Source organism: Duganella sp. 1411, assembly GCF_017833525.1.
Taxonomy (GTDB): domain Bacteria; phylum Pseudomonadota; class Gammaproteobacteria; order Burkholderiales; family Burkholderiaceae_D; genus Rugamonas.
Window position 1 is genome coordinate 68,839 of the sequence record NZ_JAFICD010000006.1, and the last position, 21,589, is coordinate 90,427.

Sequence of the window (21,589 nt, forward strand, 5' to 3'; positions counted from 1 at the left end):
ACCGGGTTAGGCCTGCGGTGTTTTGGCCACGTTGGCCAGGAAGCCGAGGATGACTTCGATCAGCGACGTCGCCGCGATGGCGGCGTACTTCAAGGTCTGCTCGTGCGACAGCGGGAACGGCGACAAGCCCTCGGCCAGGTTGGTGATGGCGGACACGCCGACCACCTTCAGGCCGCAGTGACGGGCCGAGACCACCTCCGGCACCACCGACATGCCGACGACATCGGCGCCCAGCGTCTTGAAGGCGCGGATTTCGGCCGGGGTTTCGAAGTTCGGGCCGGCGTAGGCGATGTACACGCCTTCGTGCAGCGTGACGTTCTTCTCCGCGGCGGAAGCCTTCAGCAGTTCGCGCAGGTCGGCGTCGTAGGCGTTGGCCATGCTGAAGAAGCGCGGACCGAAACGCTCGTCGTTGGGACCCATCATCGGCGTACCGGGCATGAAGTTGATATGGTCGGTCAACGCGACCAGCGCGCCGGCATCGACTTCGGTGCGCAGCGAACCGGCGGCGTTGGTCACGAACAGCATCTCGCAGCCCAGCAGCTTCATGGTGCGCACGGCGCTGGTCATCACGCCCAGGCCATAGCCCTCGTAGACGTGGCCGCGGCCCTTCATGCACACCACCGCCACGCCGGCCAGGGTGCCGATCACCAGTTCGCCGGCGTGGCCGTGCACGGTGCTGATCGGGAAGCCCGGCAATTCGTTGAAGCTGATGGTGACGGCATCGGTCATCTGCTCGGCCAGCACGCCCAGGCCGGAACCGAGGATCATGGCGACGCGCGGCTTGAAGCCGGCGGGGATGCGGGCGCGAACGATTTCGGCGGCCTGGAATGGGGAATTGTTAGACATGGTTATCCTCTGTTTTTATAGATGACGCGCTGCGGGCCGAAGGCTGGCCGAGTGAAGTTTTACTGGAGATACTGACACTATGCATCATCCGCCATATGTATGGCAAATACCATTTTTCTTCCGCATTTATATTAAACCGCTATAAATGAGGCGTATTATAAAAGTCCAGGAACTGAGCCGTCCGGCCGCGATTGACTCGATTCAGACAAATGTTTATCATTACGGACAAATGTTTAGGATCGCCCGTGAACGATATTTCCAAAAAAGAACAGCTATACGAGCTGATCCGCGCCAACCCCTTCATCTCCCAGCAGGATCTGGCGGTCGGCCTGCGCCTGTCGCGCTCGGCCGTGGCCGGCCACATCGCCAGCCTGATCCGCGAGCGCCGCTTGCTGGGCCGGGCCTACGTGCTGCCCGATAAGCGCCCGGTGCTGTGCATCGGCGCGGCCAACCTGGACCGCAAGCTGCGCTCCATCGCCAGCATGCAGCTGGGGACCTCCAATCCCGCCACCGCCGAGGAGGTCTACGGCGGCGTGGCCCGCAACATCGCCGAGAACCTGGCGCGCCTGAATCTGCCGACCGCGCTGCTGACCGCCCTGGGGGACGACGGCGCCGGGCGCGCCCTGCAGGACCACGCGGAACACGCCGGCATCGACACGCGCGGCTCGCTCACGCTGACAGACACCGCCACCGGCACCTACACCGCCATCCTCGACGAGCGCGGCGAACTGGTGGTGGCGCTGGCCGACATGGCGCTGTACGACCGCATGACGCCGGAGTTCCTGGCCAACCGGCTGCCGCAGCGCGCCGCCGCCTCGATGACGGTGGCGGATTTGAACCTGCCGGCCGACAGCGTCAGCCTGCTGCTGGAGGGCGCCCGCGCCGACCACGTGCCGCTGGTGCTGGTGGCGGTGTCGCAGCCGAAGATGACGCGCCTGCCGGCCGACCTGGCCGGCCTGCGCCTGCTGATACTCAATCGCGGCGAACTGGAAACGCTGGCCGGGCGCGCGCTGCCGACCGAGGCCGACGTGCGCCTGGCCTGCCGCGCGGTGCAGGCGCGCGGCGCGCGCGACCTGGTCGTCACCTGCGGCGGCCAGGGCGTGTTCCACACCCGCGATGGCGAGCTGGTATGGCTGGCCGCGCACGAGGTGGACGTGGTCGACGTCACCGGCGCCGGCGACGCCTTCTCGGCCGCCGTCTGCTGGTCGCTCTACCAGGGCAGCGACGATCTGACGCTGGCCTGCCGCCGCGGCCTGAAGGCCGCCGCGATGACGCTGGAAAGCCACGACACCGTCTCGCCCATGCTGGCCGCCGACGTGCTCGACGAAATCCAGGACTTCAATACGACGCCGATCTTGCCGCACCACGCGAGCTTCGAGCCTCCCCTCTTCCATAAGGACTGACCCATGCACCAATTCCTGTTGTTCTCCGCCGAAGTGGCGGCCGCCCGCGCCGCCGGCAAACCGATCGTCGCGCTGGAATCGACCATCATCTCGCACGGCATGCCGTACCCACAGAACGTCAACATGGCGCGCGAGGTCGAACAAATCATCCGCGACGGCGGCGCCGTGCCGGCCACCATCGCCGTCATCGGCGGCAAGATCTGCATCGGCCTGTCGGAAGAGCAGCTCGAATTGCTGGGCACCTCGCCCGACGCCATGAAGGTCAGCCGCCGCGACCTGCCCTACGCGCTGGCGCAATCCAAACTGGGCGCCACCACGGTGGCGGCGACGATGATCTGCGCCCAACTGGCCGGCATCCAGGTGTTCGTCACCGGCGGCATCGGCGGCGTGCACCGGGGCGCGGAAACCAGCTTCGATATCTCGGCCGACCTGCAGGAGCTGGCGCGCACCTCGGTGGCGGTGGTGTGCGCCGGCGTCAAATCGATCCTCGACATCGGCCTGACCTTGGAATACCTGGAGACGCACGGCGTGCCGGTGGTCAGCGTCGGCCAGCGCGGCTTCCCCGCCTTCTTCACGCGCGAAAGCGGCTTCAACGCCGACTTCCAGCTCGACACCCCGGCCGAACAGGCGGCCTTCATCCAGACCAAGTGGCAGCTCGGCCTCGCCGGCGGCATCGTCGTCAGCAATCCGGTGCCGGCAGCGGAGGCGATGCCGAAGGCGGAGATCGATGCCATCACCCTGCAGGCGTTGGGCGAAGCGGACGCGCAAGGCGTCACCGGCAAGCACGTCACGCCGTTCCTGCTCGACCGCATCAAGCAGCTGACCGCGGGCCGCAGCCTGGCCACCAACATCGCGCTGGTGAAGAACAACGCCCGCTGCGGCGCCGCGCTGGCCTGCGCCATGCAGTCGCACTAATCGCGCCAACCGAGGCTAGCCCGCCATGTCCATCGACCTGAAACAACTGAGGTACTTCCTGGCAGTCGCCGAGGAAAAGAGTTTTAGCCGCGCCGCCGAGCGCCTGCACATCTCGCAACCGCCCCTCAGCCAGCAGATCATGAAACTGGAGAGCGAGCTCGGTGTCAAACTGTTCGCCCGCACCACCCGCACCTTCGAGCTGACGGTGGCCGGCAAGGCGCTCATGAACGAGGCGTCCGACCTGCTGGCGAAGATGCGCATGACGATCGACACCATCCGCCAGATCGACCGCGGCGAGGTGGGACGACTGCGCGTGGGCATCGTCGGCTCGGCGATGTGGGGGCCGATCCCGAGCCTGCTGGAGGAGTTCCAGACCAAGTATCCGCGCGTGACGTGGACCCTGCACGAGCTGGGCCCGACCTTGCAATACGAAGCGCTGCGCGCCAAGCAGGTGGACGTCGGCTTCTGGCGCGAGCCCAAACTCGACGAAGACGATCTGCGGCAGGACAACCTGCGCCAGGAGCTGTGCTTCCGCGAGGACGTATGCGTGGCCATCAACGAGCACCACCCGCTGGCCAAGGAGGAAGCGATCGAATTGATGGACATCGCCGACGAGCCGATGCTCACGCTGGCGCTGGACAAGTCGTCGTTCCCGCGCTACCTGATCCAGTGCTGCGTGAAGGCCGGCTTCCAGCCGACGATCTTCCAGGAGGCGTCCGAGCCGCAAACCTTGCTGGCGATGGTGGGCGCGGGGCTGGGCGTGGCGCTGCTGCCGGAGACCACCAGCCGTATCGGCTGGCCCGGCGTGGTATTCCTGCCAATCCGCAGCAACCCGCCGTCGGCCAATCTGTACATCACCTACACCACGCTGGACGACGCGCCGGTGGTGCGGGCGTTCCTGAACATCCTCAACCCCGCGAAACCCGCACAGCCTGGGGTCTGACCCGTTTGGGTCAGACCCCTGCGGCCGGCGGCGGCGCCGGAGTTCGCGGCAAGGCGCAGGAGGGTCAGTGCGTCACGCCGCCCGCCTCGCGCACATCGACGGTGTGCGCGAGCGTGGTGCGGATGGCGATGCGCAGGCCTTCGACCATGTCGTCGAGCCGCATGCTGGCGGTGCCGGGATGCCGGGCCGCCTGCTGCGGCAGATACGGAATGTGGATAAAGCCGGCGCGCATGGTCGTGCCCCACTCGCTGGCCTGGTGCATCAAACCGTAGAACACGTGGTTGCAAACGAAGGTGCCGGCGCTTTGCGACACCGACGACGGCAGGCCGGCCTCGCGCAGCGCCTGCACGATCGCCTTGATCGGCAATGTCGAGAAGTAGGCGGCGGGGCCGCCGGTGACGATGGGCTGGTCGACGATCTGGCGCAGCTGGTTGTCCGCGATGGGCGCGTCGTCGATGTTGATGGCGATGCGCTCGACCGACAGATCGACGCGGCCGCCGGCCTGGCCGACGGCGATCACGATACTCGGGTGCAGCTCCTCGAGCGCCTGGTGCATCGCCTTTCGCGCCTGGCCGAACACGCACGGCAGCTGGCGCGCATGCACGACAAAATCGCCTTCATGCCAACCCTCCAGGGCGCGCACCGCCTCCCATGAAGGGTTGATCGTCTCCTGGTTGAAGGGCTCGAAACCAGTCAACAATATGATCTTTTTCATCAGCTTAACTCCACACTCAACTTCCAGGCTGCTACTCTAACCTAAATGATTGTCGTTTACATGTTCAGAAGAAAATACAGTAGTGCAATATTGGCAAGCAATAGCGGCAACGCGGTCGCCACCTGGATTTTGACGACGGCGTTCTTGTCGGGCAGGTCGAGCAGCGCCGCCGGCACGATGTTGAAGTTGGCCGCCATCGGCGTCATCAAGGTGCCGCAGTAGGCGCTGAACATGCCGATCGCCGCCATGACCGCGGGGTTAGCGTGGTACACGCCGACCAGCACCGGGATACCGACACCGCCGGCGATCACCGGAAAGGCCGCGAAGCCGTTGCCCATGATGATAGTGAACAGCGCCATGCCGACGCAGTACACCGCCACCGCCACCAGCTTCACATCCATATTGATATACGACGTGACCACATGCGCCACCGCCTTGCCCATGCCCGCCTCGGTGAACAACAGCCCGAGCACCGCCAGCATGTGCGGCAGCACCACCGCCCAGCCCAGATGATCGATCAGCCGGCGCGATTCGCGCATCGCCTGCAGCGGCGTGGCGCGCGTCAGCCAGCACGCGGTGGCGACGGCGAACAGCGAACCGCAACCGAGGCTCACCAGCGTGGTGTTCTTCGGATCGAGCAGGAACAGGCCGTCGAATTTTACTTCCTTGAGCAAGGTCGAACCGATCATCGTCGTGATTGGAATGATCAGCGCGGGGATCAGCAGCTTGTGGCCGAGCGAACGGGCGCTGTCGCGCCGCTGCTCCGGGGTGCGCTCGCCATAGCGGCCCAGCGCCACGCCGCCGAAGCCGGCGATCAGCGCCATCGTCACCATCAGCGCGCCCGCCGCCACCGGCGTCAAGCGCTCGCCGGCCAGGTACACCACCGCGTACAGCGCCCAGAACAGCGCGCTCGAATAGCGCCTGGGATTGTGGCGGTCGCGCAGCGCCATCAGCGCCACCAGCAGCAGGATCGCGCCGAGCACGATGTAAAAGAAATCGACCCTCAATATCATGGCCGGCCCTTCATCATCGCGCGGGCGATATGCGCGTCGAGCCGGTGCAGGCGCCACGAATGGACGACGAACGCCGTCACCGCCGTCGGGATGCCCCACAGCGCGATGTGCAGCGGATCGACCTCCAGCCCCTCGCCGCGCAGGATGGTTTGCATCAGCACGATGGCGCCGAAGGCCACGAACACGTCCTCGCCGAAGAACAGGCCGACATTATCGGTGGCGGCGGACATGGCGCGGATACGGTGGCGCAGCGCGTCGGTCAGCGCCGGATAGCGGTTCTCGGCCGCGCCCTCGGCCATCGGCGCGATCAGCGGGCGCACCATGTTCGGATGGCCGCCGATGCTGGTCAGGCCGAAGGCGGCGCTGATTTCGCGGATCGCCAGATAGACGATCAACAGGCGGCCGGTGGTGGCGGACTTGATGCGCGCGATCGACGCCTGCGCGTGCTCCTTCAAGCCGTAGCGCTCGAGCAGACCGATGGCCGCCAGCGGCAGCAGCAGGATCAGCGGCAGGTTGCGGGTCTTGATGAAGGCGGCGCCCAGGGTGGCGAGCAAATGTTCGACGCCCATCGACGCGGCGAAGCCGGTGACGGCGCAGGCGGCGATCACCACCAGCACCGGATGGGCGCGCAACGCGAAGCCGAGCACGATAACGGCCACGCCCAGCAGCGGCCACAAATTAACGACAGTACTCATTCAAACTCCAGGGTCAGGTCCACCATTTCTACACGAACCGGGCTGTAAGGCGATAAACCGCCGCCCTACGGTCAAGCCCGTGTAGAAATGGTGGACCTGACCCCGGATGTAAAAATCCCCGCGCACCTTGCGATGCGCGGGGATTGTTGTCGGCTTCGATTTAGAAGTTGACCTTGAAGGTCGCGCCCCAGGTGCGCGGCTCGTTCAGCATGCCGGTCAGGTTGTCGAACTCGATCGCGCTCAACAAGACGATCTTGTTGGTGATGTTGCGGCCGAACGCGGCCACTTCATACTTGCCGTCGCCCCATTTGTAGCCGAGCCGTACGCCACCTTCGACCAGCGACTTGGCGCGGTATTCCGGCGCCGTGTACAGGAAGAAGTTATAGCCGCTGCGGTAGCTCCAGTCGGTCAGCGCGTACAGCTCGCCATTGGCGACGTCGGTGCTGTACTTGAGCGTGAAGTTGGCCTGGTGGCGCGGCGCGCGCGGCAGGTCGTTGCCATCGATCAGGACGTTGCCCGGGAAGCCGGCCGCCATCGGATCGGTCGGCGTGCAGCCCAGGCCGGCATTGTTGGCGAGGTTGCCGCAATACTGGACGCGCACTTTCTTGTCCTTGATCTCGGTGTCGTTGAAGCTGTAGCCGAGGGTCGTGCTGAAGCCGTAGCCCAGGTTGGCCTGGAAGTCCATCTCGATACCCTGGCCGGTGACCTTGTCGGCGTTGAGCAGCTGGTTCATGTTGACCGTGCCGCTGCCGGCGGTCAACTGCTTGTCCTTCACGCGGTACTGGAACACGGCCGCGCTCAGGCGCGCGCGCTTGTCGAACAGGTCTTGCTTGACGCCGGCCTCGTACGACAGCGCCTTCTCGGCGCCGGCCATCGAAGGCACGTCGGACAGGCCGTTCAGGCGGCCCTGCATCGACGGCGCGCGGTAGCCGGTGGCCACGCGGGCGAACAGGTTGGTGTTCTTATCGAGCTCATAGGTGCCGCTCAGGTCCCAGCTGACGTTGTGCGAGCTGCTGTTGAGGGTATGCGGCACCGTGACCAGCACGTTGGAGGCGTCGAAGTCGGTGCGCGAGGCCCGGAAGTCCTTGCTGTCGTCGGTGTAGCGCAAGCCGCCGCGCAGTTTGAACTTGTCCGTGACCGTGTAATTGAGCGAGCCGAACGCGGCCCACGACTTGGCGTCCTGGAACTGGCGCGCAAAGGGGATGTTCTGCGGGTTGCCGGCGGCGAAGGAATTGAAGCTGATGCTGTCGATCTGGATGTTCTCTTTGAAGTAGAACAGCCCGCCGATCCATTGCAGCGGGCCCTTGTAGTTGGACTCGGCGCGGAACTCCTGCGAGAACTGCTTGTGGTTCGGCAGCAAGTCCGCCGTCTCGACCGGGAACGGAATCCGGCCCGGGCCGTACGGTGGCGCGAACACGGCGCCGTAGCCACCGTCGACGTCGGCGCGGCTGTTGAACTTGAGCTTTTCGTAGCCGGTGATCGAGTGCAGCGTGATGTCGGCCAGGTTGTACTTCAGGCGCATGCTGCCGCCCTTGGTTTCCAGCTTCTGGTAGTTGACGCCGTCGCTCGGATAGGAGCCGTAGTCGAAGCCGTCGACGATGTCGTTGGTGCCCTGCTTGATGATGTTGGCGCGGAACAGGGTGGCGCTGCCGTGGTAGTTGCGCTGGTGGTAATTAAACAGCGCGCTAAAGTCCTTGTTCGGCTGCACCAGCGCCTGCAGGCGGAAGGCGTTGTCGCCGTAGCCTTCGAAGTCCTGGGTGCCCTTGCCCGGGGTCGGGTTGGTGTTGTGCACGCGGTCGTCGCGGTGCTGGGTGGTGCCGGAGAAGCGCAGCGCCACGGTGTCGCTGACCGGGAAGTTGAACGCGCCCTCGGCGTTCTTGGCCGAGTAGTTACCGATGCCCAGCTGCAGATACCCTTCCTGCTTGAACACCGGCTTGGCCGAGTCGAACTTGATCACGCCGGCCGGCGAGTTGCGGCCGAACAGCGTGCCCTGCGGACCGCGCAGCACTTCCACCTGGTCGACGTCGAACACCGGGAAGCCCTTGAGCATGGCGTTTTCCTGCACGATGTCGTCCATCACGTAGCCGACCGGCTGCGAGGCGTTGAGGTCGAAGTCGGTGTTGCCCAGGCCGCGGATGTAGAAGCGCGGGAAGGCGCGGCCGTAGTCGGATTCGATGTTCAGCGAGGGCGAGCGGCCCGACAGCACGCGGATGTCGCCGGCGCCCGAGGTCAGCACGTCGAGCTTGTCGCCCTTGATGGTGGCGATCGACATCGGCACGTCCTTGATGTTCTCCGCGCGGCGCTGGGCGGTGACGATCACGGTCTCGAGCTGGCCCTTGGTGGCCGGGGCGGTGGTCGCGGACGCGGCGTCCTGCCCCTCGGCGGCGGCGGCCGCTTCGGCTTCGGCGGCCAGGGCCGGGTGCAGCGGGAAGGCGCTCGCCACGGCCAGGGCGATCAACGACCGCACTGCGAAACCACTACTAATTTTGCTCATATATGCTGCTCCCGGGGATAAGTTTGGATGGTATTTGTTGTTATCCCAATTATCGTAGCATGGAAAAAAATGACAGAAACCCACTTTTTCAGTGATTCGATTCATATCTATTTTGTATAAATAGCTAAATAAAATCGAATTTGTCGTACATATCCAGGCTGATGCATAGTAGTGGATTGCTTAAAAAATAGCCGCGACGCTAGCGAAACCGGGCTCAACTTGCGTAACAGAAGGCACTTTGCCGATGACGGCGCGTTTCGTACCAGCCCGCTTGGCAGGCCGATGACGGCTTATCCAAATGGCACAAAGTTTTTCCAAAAGGACAAAAAGCAACAATATAAAAATATTTAATTCGGCGCCGACTGTTGCGGCAGTGCGACATGGCCGATCCTGGGGGAGCCTGTCGCGCCGCGCGGGGTGCCGGCATCGCTGCCATTTAAACAAGCTTTCGGCGCACCGCCGGCGCCGGCGCCGGCCAAGTCAGAGGGAAAGCTCTAAAAATCAGGGGTTTGCCGCTAGAAAACGCCGCCGGATTAGATGTTTCGCCCAATAAAAATATACAATATCGATCTTCCAGGAGCCTACTCATGAAACTTTCACAACTTAGTTTGACGGTTGCAGCGCTGTGTATCGCTGCCAGCGCGTCCGCGGCGGACCCCAAGCTGGCCGTCGTGTATGACGCGGGCGGCAAGTTCGACAAATCGTTCAACCAGTCCGCCTTTGAAGGCGCCTCGCGCTTCAAGAAGGAAACCAACATCAATTTCACCGAGGTGCAAGCCTCCAGCGACACCCAGGCCGAACAGGTGCTGCGCGGTCTCGCGCGCAAGAACATGGACCTGATCGCCTCGATCGGCTTCGCCCAGCAGGCGGCCGTGCAGAAGGTCGCCAAGGAATTCCCGAAAGTGCGCTTCGTGCTGATCGACGGCGTGGCGCCGGGCGCCAACGTCAACTCCGTCACCTTCAAGGAAGAAGAAGGCTCGTACCTGGTCGGCGTGGCGGCGGCGATGGCCTCCAAATCGAAAAAACTCGGCTTCGTCGGCGGCATCGACATTCCGCTGATCCGCACCTTCGCGTGCGGCTACGCGCAGGGCGCCAAGGCGGCCGTGCCGAAGGCGGAAATCGTCTCCAACATGGTCGGCACCACCTCGGCCGCCTGGAACGACCCGGCCAAGGGCGGTGAGCTGGCCCGTTCGCAGTTCGACCGCGGCGTCGACGTGGTGTTCGCGGTGGCCGGCGGTTCGGGCATGGGCACGCTGCAGACGGCCAAGGAAAAAGGCAAGCTGGCGATCGGCGTCGACTCGAACCAGAACCACCTGTATCCGGGCACGATGCTGACCTCCATGGTCAAGCGCGTCGACAACGCCGTCTACGACGCCTTCACGCAGATGAAGAACGGCACCTGGAAGGCCGGCGTGACCGCCAAGGGCCTGAAGGAAGGCGGCGTCGATTGGGCGCTGGACGCCAACAACCGCCAGCTGATCACGCCGGAGATCGAAAAGCGCGTGCTGGGCGCGCGCAAGGACATCATCGACGGCAAGGTCAAGGTGATCGATATCCGCTCGGGCGCCGCCTGCCCGGTCTAACACCTGTCTGAATAGAGAGCGCGCCGCCGGAGTCTTCCTCCGCGCGGCGCGTTTAACATTTTGCGTATTTTTAACTCCGCACCGAAAACGATCCTATGCAGCCAGCAGTAGAATTTCGCGGCATCTCCAAGCATTTCGGCGCCGTCAAAGCGAACACGGACGTCAGCTTCAGCATCGCCAAGGGCTCGATCCACGGCCTGGTGGGCGAGAACGGCGCCGGCAAGTCGACTTTGATGAGCATCCTGTACGGATACTACCGCGCCGACGGCGGCGAGATCCTGCTCGACGGCCGCGCGACGCCGATCCGCAACAGCCAGGAGGCGATCGAACTGGGCATCGGCATGGTGCACCAGCACTTCATGCTGGTCGAGAATATGACCGTGCTCGATAACGTCATGCTGGGCAGCGAGGGCGGCTTCGCGCTCAAGCCCAAGCGCGCCGCCGTCGAGGCCAAGCTGCGCGAGATCTGCGCCCGCTACCGCCTCGACGTCGATCCGCTGGCCACCATCCACGACCTGTCGGTGGGCGCGCAGCAGCGCGTCGAGATCCTCAAGCAGATCTACCGCAGCGCCAGCATCCTGATCCTCGACGAGCCGACCGCCGTGCTGACGGCGCAGGAGACCGCGTCGCTGTTCGAGATCCTGCGGCTGTTCAAGGAACAGGGCAAGACCATCATCCTGATCACCCACAAGCTGCAGGAGATCCTCGACATCACCGACACCGTCACCGTGATGCGCGGCGGGCGCGTGATCGGCGCCGTGCCGACCGCCTCCACCACCAAGGAGGACCTGGCCAACATGATGGTGGGCCGTCCGATCGAGAACAACCTGCCGCGCGCGCCGTACAACCCGGGCGCGCCGGTGCTGCGCGTGGAAGGCCTGCAGCTGCAGGACGACCAGCAGGTCAAGCTGCTGGCCGATATCGGCTTCACGCTGCGCGCCGGCGAGATCGTCGCCATCGCCGGCGTGTCCGGCAACGGCCAGAGCGAGTTGATGGAGATCCTGTCGGGCATGCGCCTGCCGAGCTCCGGCAAGCTGGAGTTCCTCGGCAAGGACCTGCCGTTCACCGGCCGCACCGACCCGGACGGCCTGCCGCGCACCTTCCGCGAACTGGGCATCGCCCACGTGCCGGAAGACCGCCTGCGCGACGGCGTGGTGAAAGCCTTCTCGGTCATGCACAACACCATCCTCGGCTACCAGGACAAGCTGAAAAACAAATGGGGCCTGCTCAACTTCAAGGCCATCGCGGCCCGCTGCGAGGCGCTGATGAAGAGCTTTGACGTACGGCCCAACAACCACGAGCTGCGTATCGGCCTGCTCTCGGGCGGCAACCAGCAAAAGGTGGTGATCGCGCGCGAGGTGCTGGCGCAGCCGAAGCTGATGCTGGTCGGCCAGCCGACGCGCGGCGTCGACATCGGCACCATCGAAAGCATCCACGCCCAGTTGCTCAAGCTGCGCGACGAGGGCGTGGCGATCCTGCTGGTCTCCGTGGAGCTGGAGGAAGTGCGCGCGCTGGCGGACCGTATTTTGGTCATGTGCGGCGGCCGCATCACCGGCGAACTGAAAATTGAAGAATTCGACACCACCCGCATTGGCTTGCTGATGGGCGGGATGCACAAATCATGAATAAAGACCTGCCACGCTGGGCGACCGCGTTCGTCCTGCCCCTGTTGAACCTTCTGTCGGCGCTGCTGGTGACCGCGCTGGTGATCCATCTGCTGGGCGAAAGCCCGACCGAATCGCTGGCGATCCTGATCAACAGCGCCGTCGTCAATCCGGAGGGCTTGAGCTACACGCTGTTCTACGCCTCGACCTTCATCTTCACCGGCCTGGCGGTGTCGATCGCCATGGAGGCGGGCCTGTTCAACATCGGCGCCGAGGGACAGATGTATTTCGCCGGCCTGGGACTGACCTTGGCCATGCTGACCTTCGACAGCTCGCTGCCGGCCATCCTGCTGATCCCGGTCGGCATCGCCGGCGCGGCGCTGTTCGGCGCGCTGTGGGCCTTCGTGCCCGGCTACCTGCAAGCGAAGCGCGGCAGCCACGTGGTGGTCACCACCATCATGTTCAACTACATCGCCGCCGCGCTGATGAACACCGTGATCGTCAAGCTGGTGCCGCCGGGCGAGCAGAATCCGGCCAGCCGCGCCTTCTCGGCCGCCGCCGAGCTGCCGCGCCTGAGCCAGTGGTTCCCGGCGCTGGGCGAGACCCCGCTCAACATCAGCTTCTTCCTGGCGATCCTCGCGCTGGTGGTGTACGGCGTGGTGGTGTCGCGTTCCTCGTGGGGCTACAAGCTGCGCGCCACGGGCCTGAACAAGCATGCCGCGCACTACGCCGGCATCCGCATCAGCAAGATGATCATCATCGTCATGCTGATCTCGGGCGCGCTGGCCGGTCTCGGCTCGGTCAATTCGATCATGGGCTCGACCCACTACCTGTCGCTCAACTTCGTCGGCGGCGCCGGCTTTATCGGCATCGCCATCGCGCTGATGGGGCGCCAGCATCCGGTCGGCATCTTCCTGTCGGCGGTGCTGTTCGGCGCGCTGACCCAGGGCGGCTTCGACCTGTCGCTGGAAAAGCAGAACATCCCGCCCGAGATGGTGATCCTGGTCCAGGGCCTGATCATCCTGTTCTGCGGCGCGATGGAAAACCTGTACGCGCCGGCCATCGCCAAAATGCTCAAACTGAAGAAGTGAGAACGACATGACTTTTGACGACCTCCATATCGGCAGCATCCTGGTATCGACCGTCCGCAACGCGCCGGTGCTCATTTTCGCCGGCATGGCCGGCCTGTTCGCCGAACGTTCGGGCGTGATCGACATCGGCCTGGAAGGCAAGATCCTGGCGTCGGCGTTCGTCTCCGCCGCCGTCGCCTTCACCACGCAGAACCCGTGGTACGGCGTCATGGCCGGCATGGTGGTGTCGATGCTGCTGGCCAGCCTGCAGGCCTACATCGCCATCACCCAGAAGGGCAACCAGCTGGTGGCCGGCATCGCCATCAACATCGCCATGAGCGGCCTGACCTTCGTGGTGGCGCAGTACTTCTTCCAGCAGGGCGGCCGCACGCCGGACCTGGGCGCGGCGCGCCTGTACGACGTGGTGCTGCCCGGCTCCGCGGCGGTGGAGAACATACCGCTGCTCGGCTGGGTCTACGCCCACCTGATCGGCGGCCACTCGGCGCTGGTGTACCTGGCCTTCGCGCTGGTGCCGCTGGTGCACTGGATCATCTACCACAGCCGCTTCGGCCTGCGCCTGCGCGCCTGTGGCGAGAACCCGCACGCGGCCGACGCGGCCGGCGTCAGCGTGGTGCGCCAGCGCTACATGGCGATGCTGATCGCCGGTTTCCTGTGCTCGTTCTCGGGCGCCTACCTGTCGATCGTGCAGAGCGGCTTCTTCCTGCGCGACATGTCGGCCGGCGCCGGCTACCTGGCGTTGACGGCCATGGTGTTCGGTAACTGGCGTCCCGTGTACACCTTCCTCGGCTGTTTGATGTTCGGCTTCTTCGGCGCGGTGCAGATCCAGATCGAAGGCGTGGAACTGCCGGTGGTGGGCCGCCTGCCGGGCGCGCTGATCCAGATGGTGCCGTATGTGCTGACGGTGATCGTGCTGGCCGGCCTGATGGCCAAGTCGGTGGCGCCGAAATCGCTCGGCATCCCGTTCGTCAAGTCGCGTTAAGCGTCAAGTCGCGGCTTCCTTAGCGCAGGCCGCGCATGTACGCCAGCAGATCGGCGATCTGCTGGTCGTCGCCGATGCCCCAGAAGCGCATGCTCGTCCCCGGCACCATGTCGTGCGGCGCGCGCAAGTACTTAGCCAGGTTTTGCTCGGTCCAGACGATGCCGGATTTCTTCATCGCCTCCGAGTACTTGAAGTCCGGCGTGGCCGCCGCCTTGCGGCCGATGATGCCGTTCAGCTGCGGGCCATAGCCGGCCTGCGCGAAGCGCCCCACCTGATGGCAAGAGGCGCACTTCCTGAACGCCGCCTCGCCGGCTTTGGCGTTGCCGACGTAGCCAGCGGCGGCGGCTTGGCCGGAGCAAATCCAAGCAAAGAGCAGAGCCAAATAGATTTTATTCATACCGTTATTATGCCCGCGCTGCCGAATCGACGCGGAGACACGTAGGGCGGATTAGGCGGAACGCCGTAATCCGCCATGCATGCGCCGCCGACGGAGCCTGGCGGATTACGCTGCGCTAATCCGCCCTACGTGGAACAGTGGTCAGATCCAGTTCACGTCCAAAGTTTAACGCAGCAGGTGCAGCGCGGCGTATTGCAGCAGCATGATGGTTTTGCCATCGGCGATTTCGCCGGAAGCCATCATCGCCATCGCGCGCTCCATCGTCAGCTCCAGCACTTCGATGTCCTCGCCCTCCTCCGCCACCCCGCCGCCAGTGCCGGGACGCGACGCCGGATCGTATTCGGCGACGAAAAAGTGCAGCCGCTCCGTCACCGACCCGGGACTCATGAACGCCTCGAACACCTTGCGCACCTCGCCGATGCGGTAGCCGGTCTCCTCCTCCACCTCGGCCTTGATGCGCACCTCCGGCGTGGCCTGGTCCAGCAAACCCGCCGCCGTCTCGATCAAAAAGCCGTCGTGGCCTTCGACATACGCCGGAAAACGGAACTGCCGCACCAGCACCACCGTGCGCCGCTCGCGGTTATACAGCAGGATCGTGGCGCCATGGCCGCGATCATAGGTCTCGCGCGACTGGCGCTGCCAGGTGCCGTCGCTACGACGGTAGTCGAACGTGGTCTTCTTCAGCACGAACCAGTCGTCGGACAGGGTTTCGACTTTGTGGATGCGGATACGGTCTTCGGGCATGGCGGGCTTCTCTCTTATCCTGATTGCGTATTTTTACGATATCATGCATTATCGTGCAATATCAAGATAATTCGTGCAAACCATGCTCACACGTCGACGGAAAGAATTGCTGCTGTCCCGCCTCAAACAGGACGGCCAGATCGTCGCCAAATCGCTGAGCGAGGAGTTGGGACTGTCGGAAGATACGATACGCCGCGACCTGCGCGAGCTGGCGGGCGAAGGCTTGCTGCAGCGCGTGCACGGCGGCGCCCTGCCGCTGGCGCCGGCGCTGCCGGCCTCGCCCGCGATGGGCAGCTTCGCCGAGCGCCAGCGGATCTCCAGCGACGCCAAGCCGGCCATCGCGCGCGCGGCCGCGGCGATGATCCAGGCCGGCCAGGTGGTGTTCATCGACGGCGGCACCACCTCGGTCCAGCTGGCGCGCCATTTGCCGGCCGATCTGCAATGCACCGTCGTCACGCACAGTCCCAGCATCGCGGTGGAGCTGATCGACCATCCGCTGATCGACGTGATCATGATCGGCGGCCGCCTGTTCAAGCATTCGATCGTGGCGATGGGACCGGCGGCGCTGGACGCCATCGCCCAAATCCGCACCGACATCTACTTCATGGGCGTGTGCAGCCTGCATCCGCTGCAAGGCATCAGCACCGGCGACTACGACGAAGCCGGCATCAAGCGCGCGATCGCCGCGGCGGCGAAAAGGACGGTGGTGCTGGCGTCGCCGGAAAAGCTCGATACCGCGTCACCGTTCCAGATCGCGACGATGCAAAGCGTGGGTGCCATCATCGTCAACGCCGGCGTGCCCGAAGCGCTGCTGGCGCCCTACCGCGACATGGGCATCGAGGTGGTGACGGCCGGCTGACCTTAAGCGAACAGCTCGCGCAGGCCTTCCACCTTCAGCGTGGCCTTGACCAGCGGGCGCGCTTCGACACGGGCCATGTACGCCTTCAGCGCCGGCAACGCGTCCAGCGAAATGCCGAAATTGTCCGACCAGCGCGTCACGGTGTAGAGGTAGCTGTCGGCCACGCCGAAGCTGTCACCCAGGATGTAGGCGCGGCCGTCCGCCAGCAGACTGTCCAGGTAAGTCTGCTTGGCGACCACCTTGCGCTTGAATTCGGTCGGGTCGGCGTCCTTGGCGAGGTAGAACAACGGCACCCACGCCTTGTGGTACTCCGACGCCAGATAGTTCAGCATCTCCTGCAGGCGGGCGCGCTCCAGCGTGCCGTTGGCCGGCACCAGCGCCGGAGCGCAGTGGTCGCCCAGGTATTGCAGCACGGCCGCGCCCTCGGTCAGCACGGCGCCGTCGTCGAGCATCAGCGCGGGCACCGCGCCCTTCGGGTTGATGGCGTAGTAGTCCTCGCCGGACTCCAGCTTGTGCTGACGCAGGTCGACCTTGACCAGCTCGTGGCGCGCATCGCCTTCGCGCAGCACGATGTGGGAAGCCAGCGAACAGGTGCCAGGGGAGTAATACAGCTTCATGGAAGAGATCCTTTCGAGGGGGAATGAAGGACCGTATAATAGCCGCCAAAAGTTACCAATGGATACGTGGTAACCCATGGTTACCGCAATATTCAGGTATCCATTCGGTTACCTGGTGAGGCCTTGGAAACCACACTCGGGAGGGCGATCAGCCATGGGTTTAAAGATGCGCAAGAACAAAGTCAGCCAGCCGATGCCGGACTGCCCGATCGACGCGTGCATGTGGCTGCTGGGCGGCGCCTGGACGCCGGCGGTGCTGTGGAACCTCAGCGGCGGTCCGCGCCGCTTTGGGGAGTTGCGCGCGGATATACCTGGCGTCTCGGCCAAGGTGTTATCGGGTAGGCTGAAGGATATGGAGGACAAGGGGGTGGTGCTGCGCGCCGTGATGGCGACGTCGCCGCCATCGGTGGAATACAGCTTGTCGCCGCTCGGCCAGCAACTGCTGCCGGCCATCCACCAGATCGCGCGCATCGGGCATCAGCTCAAGTTGCAGGCCGCCGACAAGACCGTGGTCGCCGACATCGCGCCTTGCGCCCTCACCGCCGACGACACCATCATCCGGGCCAGATCGCCTTGAGCACGGCGGCCAGTTGGTAGCCGCCCTCGGTCAGCTGGGTCCGCGCAAGGGCCGAGCTCGGCAACGGATAATCGGCTGGCACCGACACCGGCCAGACGTTGTACGACTCGCCGGTGGACTTGCTGGTCTGGCGCGACGCCGCGCCCGGCGCCACGCCGTCGTAAGCCTGTTTGGATAGGGCCAGCGCGCGCCTGGCCCACTGATATGGCCAGTCGATCGGATCGCCGCTGTAGACGGCCACCGTCGGACGGGCCGCGATCACCGCTTGCGCGAACTGCTCCGGCGTGCGCGCGTCCATGCGGCGGAAGGCGTAGTTCACCGCCGTGCCGTCCCAATACGAATGCAGCGGACGGGTGGCGCGCGGCGGGCGCGGTGGACCGGGCGGATCGACGTTCTCGGCCTCCGGCGGCGGGATCAGGCGTCCGCTGGCCTCCCCCAGTTTGACGTCGTCGAGCAGCAGGTTGTTGCCGCCCTGCGTGGCGAACACCTCGCCGGCGTCGATCTGCGCCTGGCTGGCCGGCACGACGAAACCGCCGCCCTTGCCGACATACGCCTCGCCCACGTGCAGCGGCTGCGCGATGTCGCCGGCCAGGTGCGTCAGGATCAACAACGCCTGGCGCGGCGTGAAGTGGTGCGGGTTGTGGGCCGCGTCGCCGTTGCCCTGCAGCGTGGCGATGCACTGCTTGAGCGTCTGCACGACGTCGTCGTCGTCGGTGCCCACCGCATGGTCGTGGTACTCCGCCAGCTGGAACGGCACGTTGGTGTAGTGGTACTCGGTGTGGCGCGGATTGGCCGCCAAGTAGGCCGCCATCTCCGCAGTCTGCGGACCGCAGAAGGTGCCCTTGACGCAATCGGCCCAGATGGCGATTTTTTCCAGGCTCTCGCCGGGCAGCAGCAATTCCCGCACGTGCTGCTCGGCGTCGCTGCCCTTGAGCAGCTGGTCGGCGATGGCGCCGACCGAGCGGTGGCCGTCGTTGCCCCACGCCTGCGCATTGAGCGAGACAAAGGCGCCGCCCAGCGCCGCCACCATCAATAGCTTTTTCATTCCGCGCTGCCTTTGACCGGTTTTGGATACTGCTTGTTGATGTCCAGCGCCTGCGCGTACTGCGAGCTCCATATCTGCTCCTGCGTCGATGCAAGCCGCTGCGCCATTTTCTCGTTGCGCATCACCACTTCCATATTACGCGACAAATCCATATAGCCGCCGGCCCAGTTGCTGGTGCCGACCCACGCCACCTGGTTATCGATCACCATGGTCTTGCTGTGGATGACGCGCGCGAACGGAATGAAGCCGCTCGACGCCCTGGGCAGGGTCACCACGCGGATCTCCACGTTCGGCAGCACCGCCAGGCTTTTCAGATAGGCCTGGGCCGGCTGCTCCAGGTTCCAGTTCGAGACCATCAGCTTGACCTTGACGCCGCGGTTGGCGGCGGCGCGCACCGCGTTGTCGATCACCGCGTAGTATGGACGCGTGCCCTTCGGTCCATAACTGAGCGGCGCGTAATCCAGCAGCTGGATGCGCACTTCGCTTTTCGCTTCGGCCAGCAGTTCCGGCAAGCCGGATTCGGAATCGCCGATACCGGCCGGGTTGTAGCGGTTCGGACTGGCCAGCAGGAAGGTCTCCTGACGGTAGTTGGGGACGGCGGTTGCCATGTTCAGCGCAGGCACCGTCACGCCCTGCGTCGTCAGCGCCTGCGCGCGCCAATCCTGGTTGAATATGCCGAGCACCTGGCCGACGATCTTCGGATCGGTGATGCGCAGGCCCGTCTCGTGGATATGCTCGAACGAGCGCCAGTCGAAGTTCTGGCTGCCGACGAAGGCCGTGGCGCCGTCGACCACCATGTACTTGGCGTGAATGATGCCGTTGCCGGTTATCTTGCTGAAATCGAGGATGCGCAGCTCCAGGTTGGGAATCGCCCGCAACTGGTCGAGGGTCGGCTTCTCCGACAGTCCCACGCCCTTTTGCTCGAGCAGGAAGCGGATCTTGACGCCGCGCTTGCCCGCCGCCTCCAGGTGTTCGACGACTTTCCCGAACACGCTACCCGGCTTGTTGACGGCATAGAACTGGCCGATCACGATCTCGCTTTTGGCGCTGTCGAACATCTCGCTCCACACCGTCGCCGGATCGCGCAGGTCGTCGCTGCGCAGCGACGTTTCGACGGGCGCCGTCTGCACCAGCTCAAAGCCGGGAATGGAAAACTCGGCGCGCGCCGGGGCGGCCGATGCCAGCAGCGCCGGCACTACAACGGAAAGTAAAACACCACGCATAGCGGCCACTCCAATTCGTCTATTTAGTCGGAACTACTGCAGGCGCCTGATGCGCTTCTGCGTTTCAGCCTTGCCGGCCGGCTTGCCCATCTCTTCGCGCTTGACCAGGTAGGCGGTCAGCGCGTCGACCGCCAGGATGTCGGTCCCGGCGCGGTTGGCGCCATTGGCGAACATCGGAAACGCGTCGCCGCCCTCGGCCAGGAAGTTATTCACCATCACCCGGTAGGAGGACTCCTTTTGCAGCGGCACGCCGTGCAGCGTCACGCTGTCGGGCATCACCTTGCTGCCCTCGCCGCGCCTTCCATCCCACCGGTAGGCGAAGCCGTCGGACACCTGTAACAGGCCGCGCACGGCATCCCTGCCACCGCGCCACTGCTGCTCCAGCAGTTCCTCTATCTGCCAACCTTTCAGATTCATCGCCACCAGCTTGTTCCCGAAAGGCAGCACCGCCAGCGCCTTGCCGATGGTGACGCGGTTGGCGGCGCCGCCGTCGAGGTCCTGGCGCATGCCGCCGTTGTTCATGAACGCGATCTGCACGCCGAACGGACGCCCCGCCGCCAGCACCGAGTCGGCCACCAGATCGCCCAGCGGCGACTCGCCGTTGTCATCGAGCTCGCGCGTCACGCCCGGCACGGCCAGCGCCGCCACCGGACGCGCCAGTTGCGCGGCGCTGCGCTCGCGCGCCTTCCTCAGATAAGCGTCGAGCGCCGGATCGGCCGGCCAGGTCCCGGGCACCATCACTTCCTGCGTGGCGCTGACGTCGCGCAGCGCGTTGGTGTTGGTGTCGACCGTCAGCTTGATGCGCGACATGACGTGACCGGCCGTATCGGACTGCGTCACCAAACGGCCATCGACCCGGCACAGGTAACCCTTGTGCGAGTGGCCGCTGACGACCACCCGGATCGCCGGATCGAGGCGCTTGACCACGTCGACGACGGGACCTGTCAGCTGGCTGCAATCCTGCTGGTCGAATTTCTCGACGGTGGTGCCACCCTGGTGCAGCAGCACGACGAACACGCCCACGCCCTGCTTGCGCAACTCCGGCAGCTGGCGGTTGATGGCGTCCGCCTCGTCGATGAATTCGAGGCCGGCGATGCCGGAGGCCAGCGCCGTCTCGGCGGTCTCGCGCAGCACGGTGCCGATGAAGCCCACCTTGACGCCGTGCGCCGTCTCGATCTTGTACGCCGGCAGAATCGGCTTGCGGGTGACCATGTCGACGACGTTGGCCGCCAGGTAGTTGAATTTGGCGCCGGCGTAATCCGCCTCGAACTTGCAGGCCTTGGTGGCGCGCGGCGATTTGCAGCCGCCCTGCTGCTGGCGCAGCAGCTCGACGCGGCCGGCGTCGAATTCGTGGTTGCCGACGGTGCTCGCGCGCAGCCCGAGCATATCCATCGCGGCCAGGGTGGGCTCGTCCGCCCACATCGACGAGATGGCCGGACTGGCGCCGATCAAATCGCCGGCGCCGACCAGCAGCAGTTCCGGGTCCTGCTTGCGCCACGCCTGCAGGGCCGCGCCCAGCGTGTCGACGCCGCCGGCCATCACCGTGCGCGTTTCGGCATTGCGCACGCTGTCCCACACGTACTTGCTCGGTTCGAGGTTGCCGTGAAAATCGTTCAGCGTGGCCAGTTGCACCTCGACGACGCCGGGCGGCAGCGGCGGCTTGGTGGCGCAGCCGCCGGACAGCACCACCAGCGCGCCCGCCAACACGGTGCCGGCGACGGAACTCAAACGTTTAGTCATTACTGATCAACTTGGAAATAATCAAATATTGTACAGCCCAAGCCGGCATGAAAACGCCGCCGGGGCCCGGCGAAAATATTACGTTACAAACCAGTCCCGGAATAAA

The 21,589-nt window shown here is 64.9% G+C and carries 20 protein-coding genes; 9 read left to right on the top strand and 11 right to left on the bottom strand.

Translation table 11 applies throughout. From position 1 onward, the window contains the following. Positions 1–6: 6 nt before the first annotated feature. Positions 7–846 carry a xanthosine phosphorylase gene (gene xapA, locus JOD97_RS25245; protein WP_209724723.1) on the bottom strand — a complete coding sequence of 280 codons (840 nt, stop codon included), beginning with the start codon at positions 844–846 and terminating at the stop codon, positions 7–9. 245 nt (positions 847–1,091) lie between these two features. On the opposite strand from xapA, the gene JOD97_RS25250 reads away from it, so the two are divergent. Genes JOD97_RS25250 through JOD97_RS25260 form a run of 3 tightly spaced genes read left to right on the top strand, consistent with a single transcriptional unit; the run spans position 1,092 to position 4,107 of the window. After that, complete coding sequence (locus tag JOD97_RS25250; protein WP_209724725.1) at positions 1,092–2,249, top strand: carbohydrate kinase; 1,158 nt, start codon at positions 1,092–1,094, stop codon at positions 2,247–2,249. A 3-nt stretch (positions 2,250–2,252) separates the two neighbouring features. Further along, on the top strand, positions 2,253–3,164 hold the full coding sequence (locus JOD97_RS25255) for a pseudouridine-5'-phosphate glycosidase (protein ID WP_209724727.1): 912 nt from the start codon (positions 2,253–2,255) through the stop codon (positions 3,162–3,164). Positions 3,165–3,189: 25 nt separating this feature from the next. Further along, positions 3,190–4,107, top strand: coding sequence for a LysR family transcriptional regulator (locus JOD97_RS25260; RefSeq protein WP_209724729.1), 918 nt, complete (start codon positions 3,190–3,192; stop codon positions 4,105–4,107). A 64-nt stretch (positions 4,108–4,171) separates the two neighbouring features. On the opposite strand, the gene pcp is transcribed toward JOD97_RS25260, so the two are convergent. The 4 genes from pcp to JOD97_RS25280 all read right to left on the bottom strand — a co-directional run bounded on the left by pcp (position 4,172) and on the right by JOD97_RS25280 (position 9,024). Continuing rightward, positions 4,172–4,822, bottom strand: a complete 651-nt coding sequence (pcp, locus tag JOD97_RS25265) for a pyroglutamyl-peptidase I (RefSeq protein WP_209724730.1) — start codon at positions 4,820–4,822, stop codon at positions 4,172–4,174. A 56-nt stretch (positions 4,823–4,878) separates the two neighbouring features. After that, on the bottom strand, positions 4,879–5,835 hold the full coding sequence (locus JOD97_RS25270) for a DUF979 domain-containing protein (RefSeq protein ID WP_209724732.1): 957 nt from the start codon (positions 5,833–5,835) through the stop codon (positions 4,879–4,881). Then, positions 5,832–6,530: a DUF969 domain-containing protein gene (locus JOD97_RS25275; protein WP_209724734.1), complete on the bottom strand. Its 699-nt coding sequence runs from the start codon at positions 6,528–6,530 to the stop codon at positions 5,832–5,834. Before JOD97_RS25275 ends, JOD97_RS25270 begins: the two co-directional genes overlap by 4 nt. A 160-nt stretch (positions 6,531–6,690) precedes the next feature. Then, a complete protein-coding gene (locus JOD97_RS25280) occupies positions 6,691–9,024 on the bottom strand; it encodes a TonB-dependent receptor (protein ID WP_209724736.1) in 2,334 nt (777 codons plus the stop codon). Between the two features lie 587 nt (positions 9,025–9,611). Here JOD97_RS25280 and JOD97_RS25285 point away from each other — a divergent pair. The 4 genes from JOD97_RS25285 to JOD97_RS25300 all read left to right on the top strand — a co-directional run bounded on the left by JOD97_RS25285 (position 9,612) and on the right by JOD97_RS25300 (position 14,281). After that, entirely contained in the window at positions 9,612–10,607 is a 996-nt protein-coding gene (locus JOD97_RS25285) for a BMP family protein (protein ID WP_209724738.1), read from the top strand. Positions 10,608–10,702: 95 nt separating this feature from the next. Further along, positions 10,703–12,232 carry an ABC transporter ATP-binding protein gene (locus JOD97_RS25290; protein WP_209724740.1) on the top strand — a complete coding sequence of 510 codons (1,530 nt, stop codon included), beginning with the start codon at positions 10,703–10,705 and terminating at the stop codon, positions 12,230–12,232. Continuing rightward, positions 12,229–13,302 carry an ABC transporter permease gene (locus tag JOD97_RS25295; protein ID WP_229264718.1) on the top strand — a complete coding sequence of 358 codons (1,074 nt, stop codon included), beginning with the start codon at positions 12,229–12,231 and terminating at the stop codon, positions 13,300–13,302. The genes JOD97_RS25290 and JOD97_RS25295 overlap by 4 nt, the downstream gene beginning before the upstream one ends. A gap of 7 nt (positions 13,303–13,309) precedes the next feature. Next, positions 13,310–14,281 carry an ABC transporter permease gene (locus tag JOD97_RS25300; RefSeq protein WP_209724742.1) on the top strand — a complete coding sequence of 324 codons (972 nt, stop codon included), beginning with the start codon at positions 13,310–13,312 and terminating at the stop codon, positions 14,279–14,281. 19 nt (positions 14,282–14,300) lie between these two features. Here JOD97_RS25300 and JOD97_RS25305 read toward each other — a convergent pair whose 3' ends face one another. Together JOD97_RS25305 and JOD97_RS25310 are read right to left on the bottom strand one after the other, a co-directional pair. Continuing rightward, the gene (locus tag JOD97_RS25305) at positions 14,301–14,678 is read right to left on the bottom strand and encodes a cytochrome c family protein (protein ID WP_209724744.1); all 378 of its coding nucleotides are present in this window, start codon (positions 14,676–14,678) and stop codon (positions 14,301–14,303) included. Positions 14,679–14,843: 165 nt separating this feature from the next. After that, positions 14,844–15,422 (bottom strand): NUDIX domain-containing protein, encoded by a 579-nt coding sequence (locus JOD97_RS25310; RefSeq protein ID WP_209724746.1) that lies wholly within the window; start codon positions 15,420–15,422, stop codon positions 14,844–14,846. Positions 15,423–15,504: 82 nt separating this feature from the next. Between JOD97_RS25310 and JOD97_RS25315 the strand changes: the two genes are divergently transcribed. Next, positions 15,505–16,281 (top strand): DeoR/GlpR family DNA-binding transcription regulator, encoded by a 777-nt coding sequence (locus tag JOD97_RS25315; protein WP_209724748.1) that lies wholly within the window; start codon positions 15,505–15,507, stop codon positions 16,279–16,281. Positions 16,282–16,283: 2 nt separating this feature from the next. Here JOD97_RS25315 and gstA read toward each other — a convergent pair whose 3' ends face one another. Then, positions 16,284–16,898: a glutathione transferase GstA gene (gstA, locus tag JOD97_RS25320; protein WP_209724750.1), complete on the bottom strand. Its 615-nt coding sequence runs from the start codon at positions 16,896–16,898 to the stop codon at positions 16,284–16,286. A 166-nt stretch (positions 16,899–17,064) separates the two neighbouring features. Here gstA and JOD97_RS25325 point away from each other — a divergent pair, with 166 nt between their 5' ends. Then, positions 17,065–17,475 carry a helix-turn-helix domain-containing protein gene (locus JOD97_RS25325; protein WP_229264719.1) on the top strand — a complete coding sequence of 137 codons (411 nt, stop codon included), beginning with the start codon at positions 17,065–17,067 and terminating at the stop codon, positions 17,473–17,475. Here the strand turns inward: JOD97_RS25325 and JOD97_RS25330 are convergent. Genes JOD97_RS25330 through JOD97_RS25340 form a run of 3 tightly spaced genes read right to left on the bottom strand, consistent with a single transcriptional unit; the run spans position 17,453 to position 21,483 of the window. Beyond that, on the bottom strand, positions 17,453–18,520 hold the full coding sequence (locus JOD97_RS25330) for a S1/P1 nuclease (protein WP_209724754.1): 1,068 nt from the start codon (positions 18,518–18,520) through the stop codon (positions 17,453–17,455). The two genes, JOD97_RS25325 and JOD97_RS25330, sit on opposite strands and share 23 nt — an antisense overlap. After that, positions 18,517–19,743 (bottom strand): phospholipase D-like domain-containing protein, encoded by a 1,227-nt coding sequence (locus JOD97_RS25335; protein WP_209724756.1) that lies wholly within the window; start codon positions 19,741–19,743, stop codon positions 18,517–18,519. Before JOD97_RS25335 ends, JOD97_RS25330 begins: the two co-directional genes overlap by 4 nt. A 33-nt stretch (positions 19,744–19,776) precedes the next feature. Then, positions 19,777–21,483, bottom strand: coding sequence for a bifunctional UDP-sugar hydrolase/5'-nucleotidase (locus tag JOD97_RS25340; protein ID WP_209724758.1), 1,707 nt, complete (start codon positions 21,481–21,483; stop codon positions 19,777–19,779). Positions 21,484–21,589 lie beyond the last annotated feature (106 nt).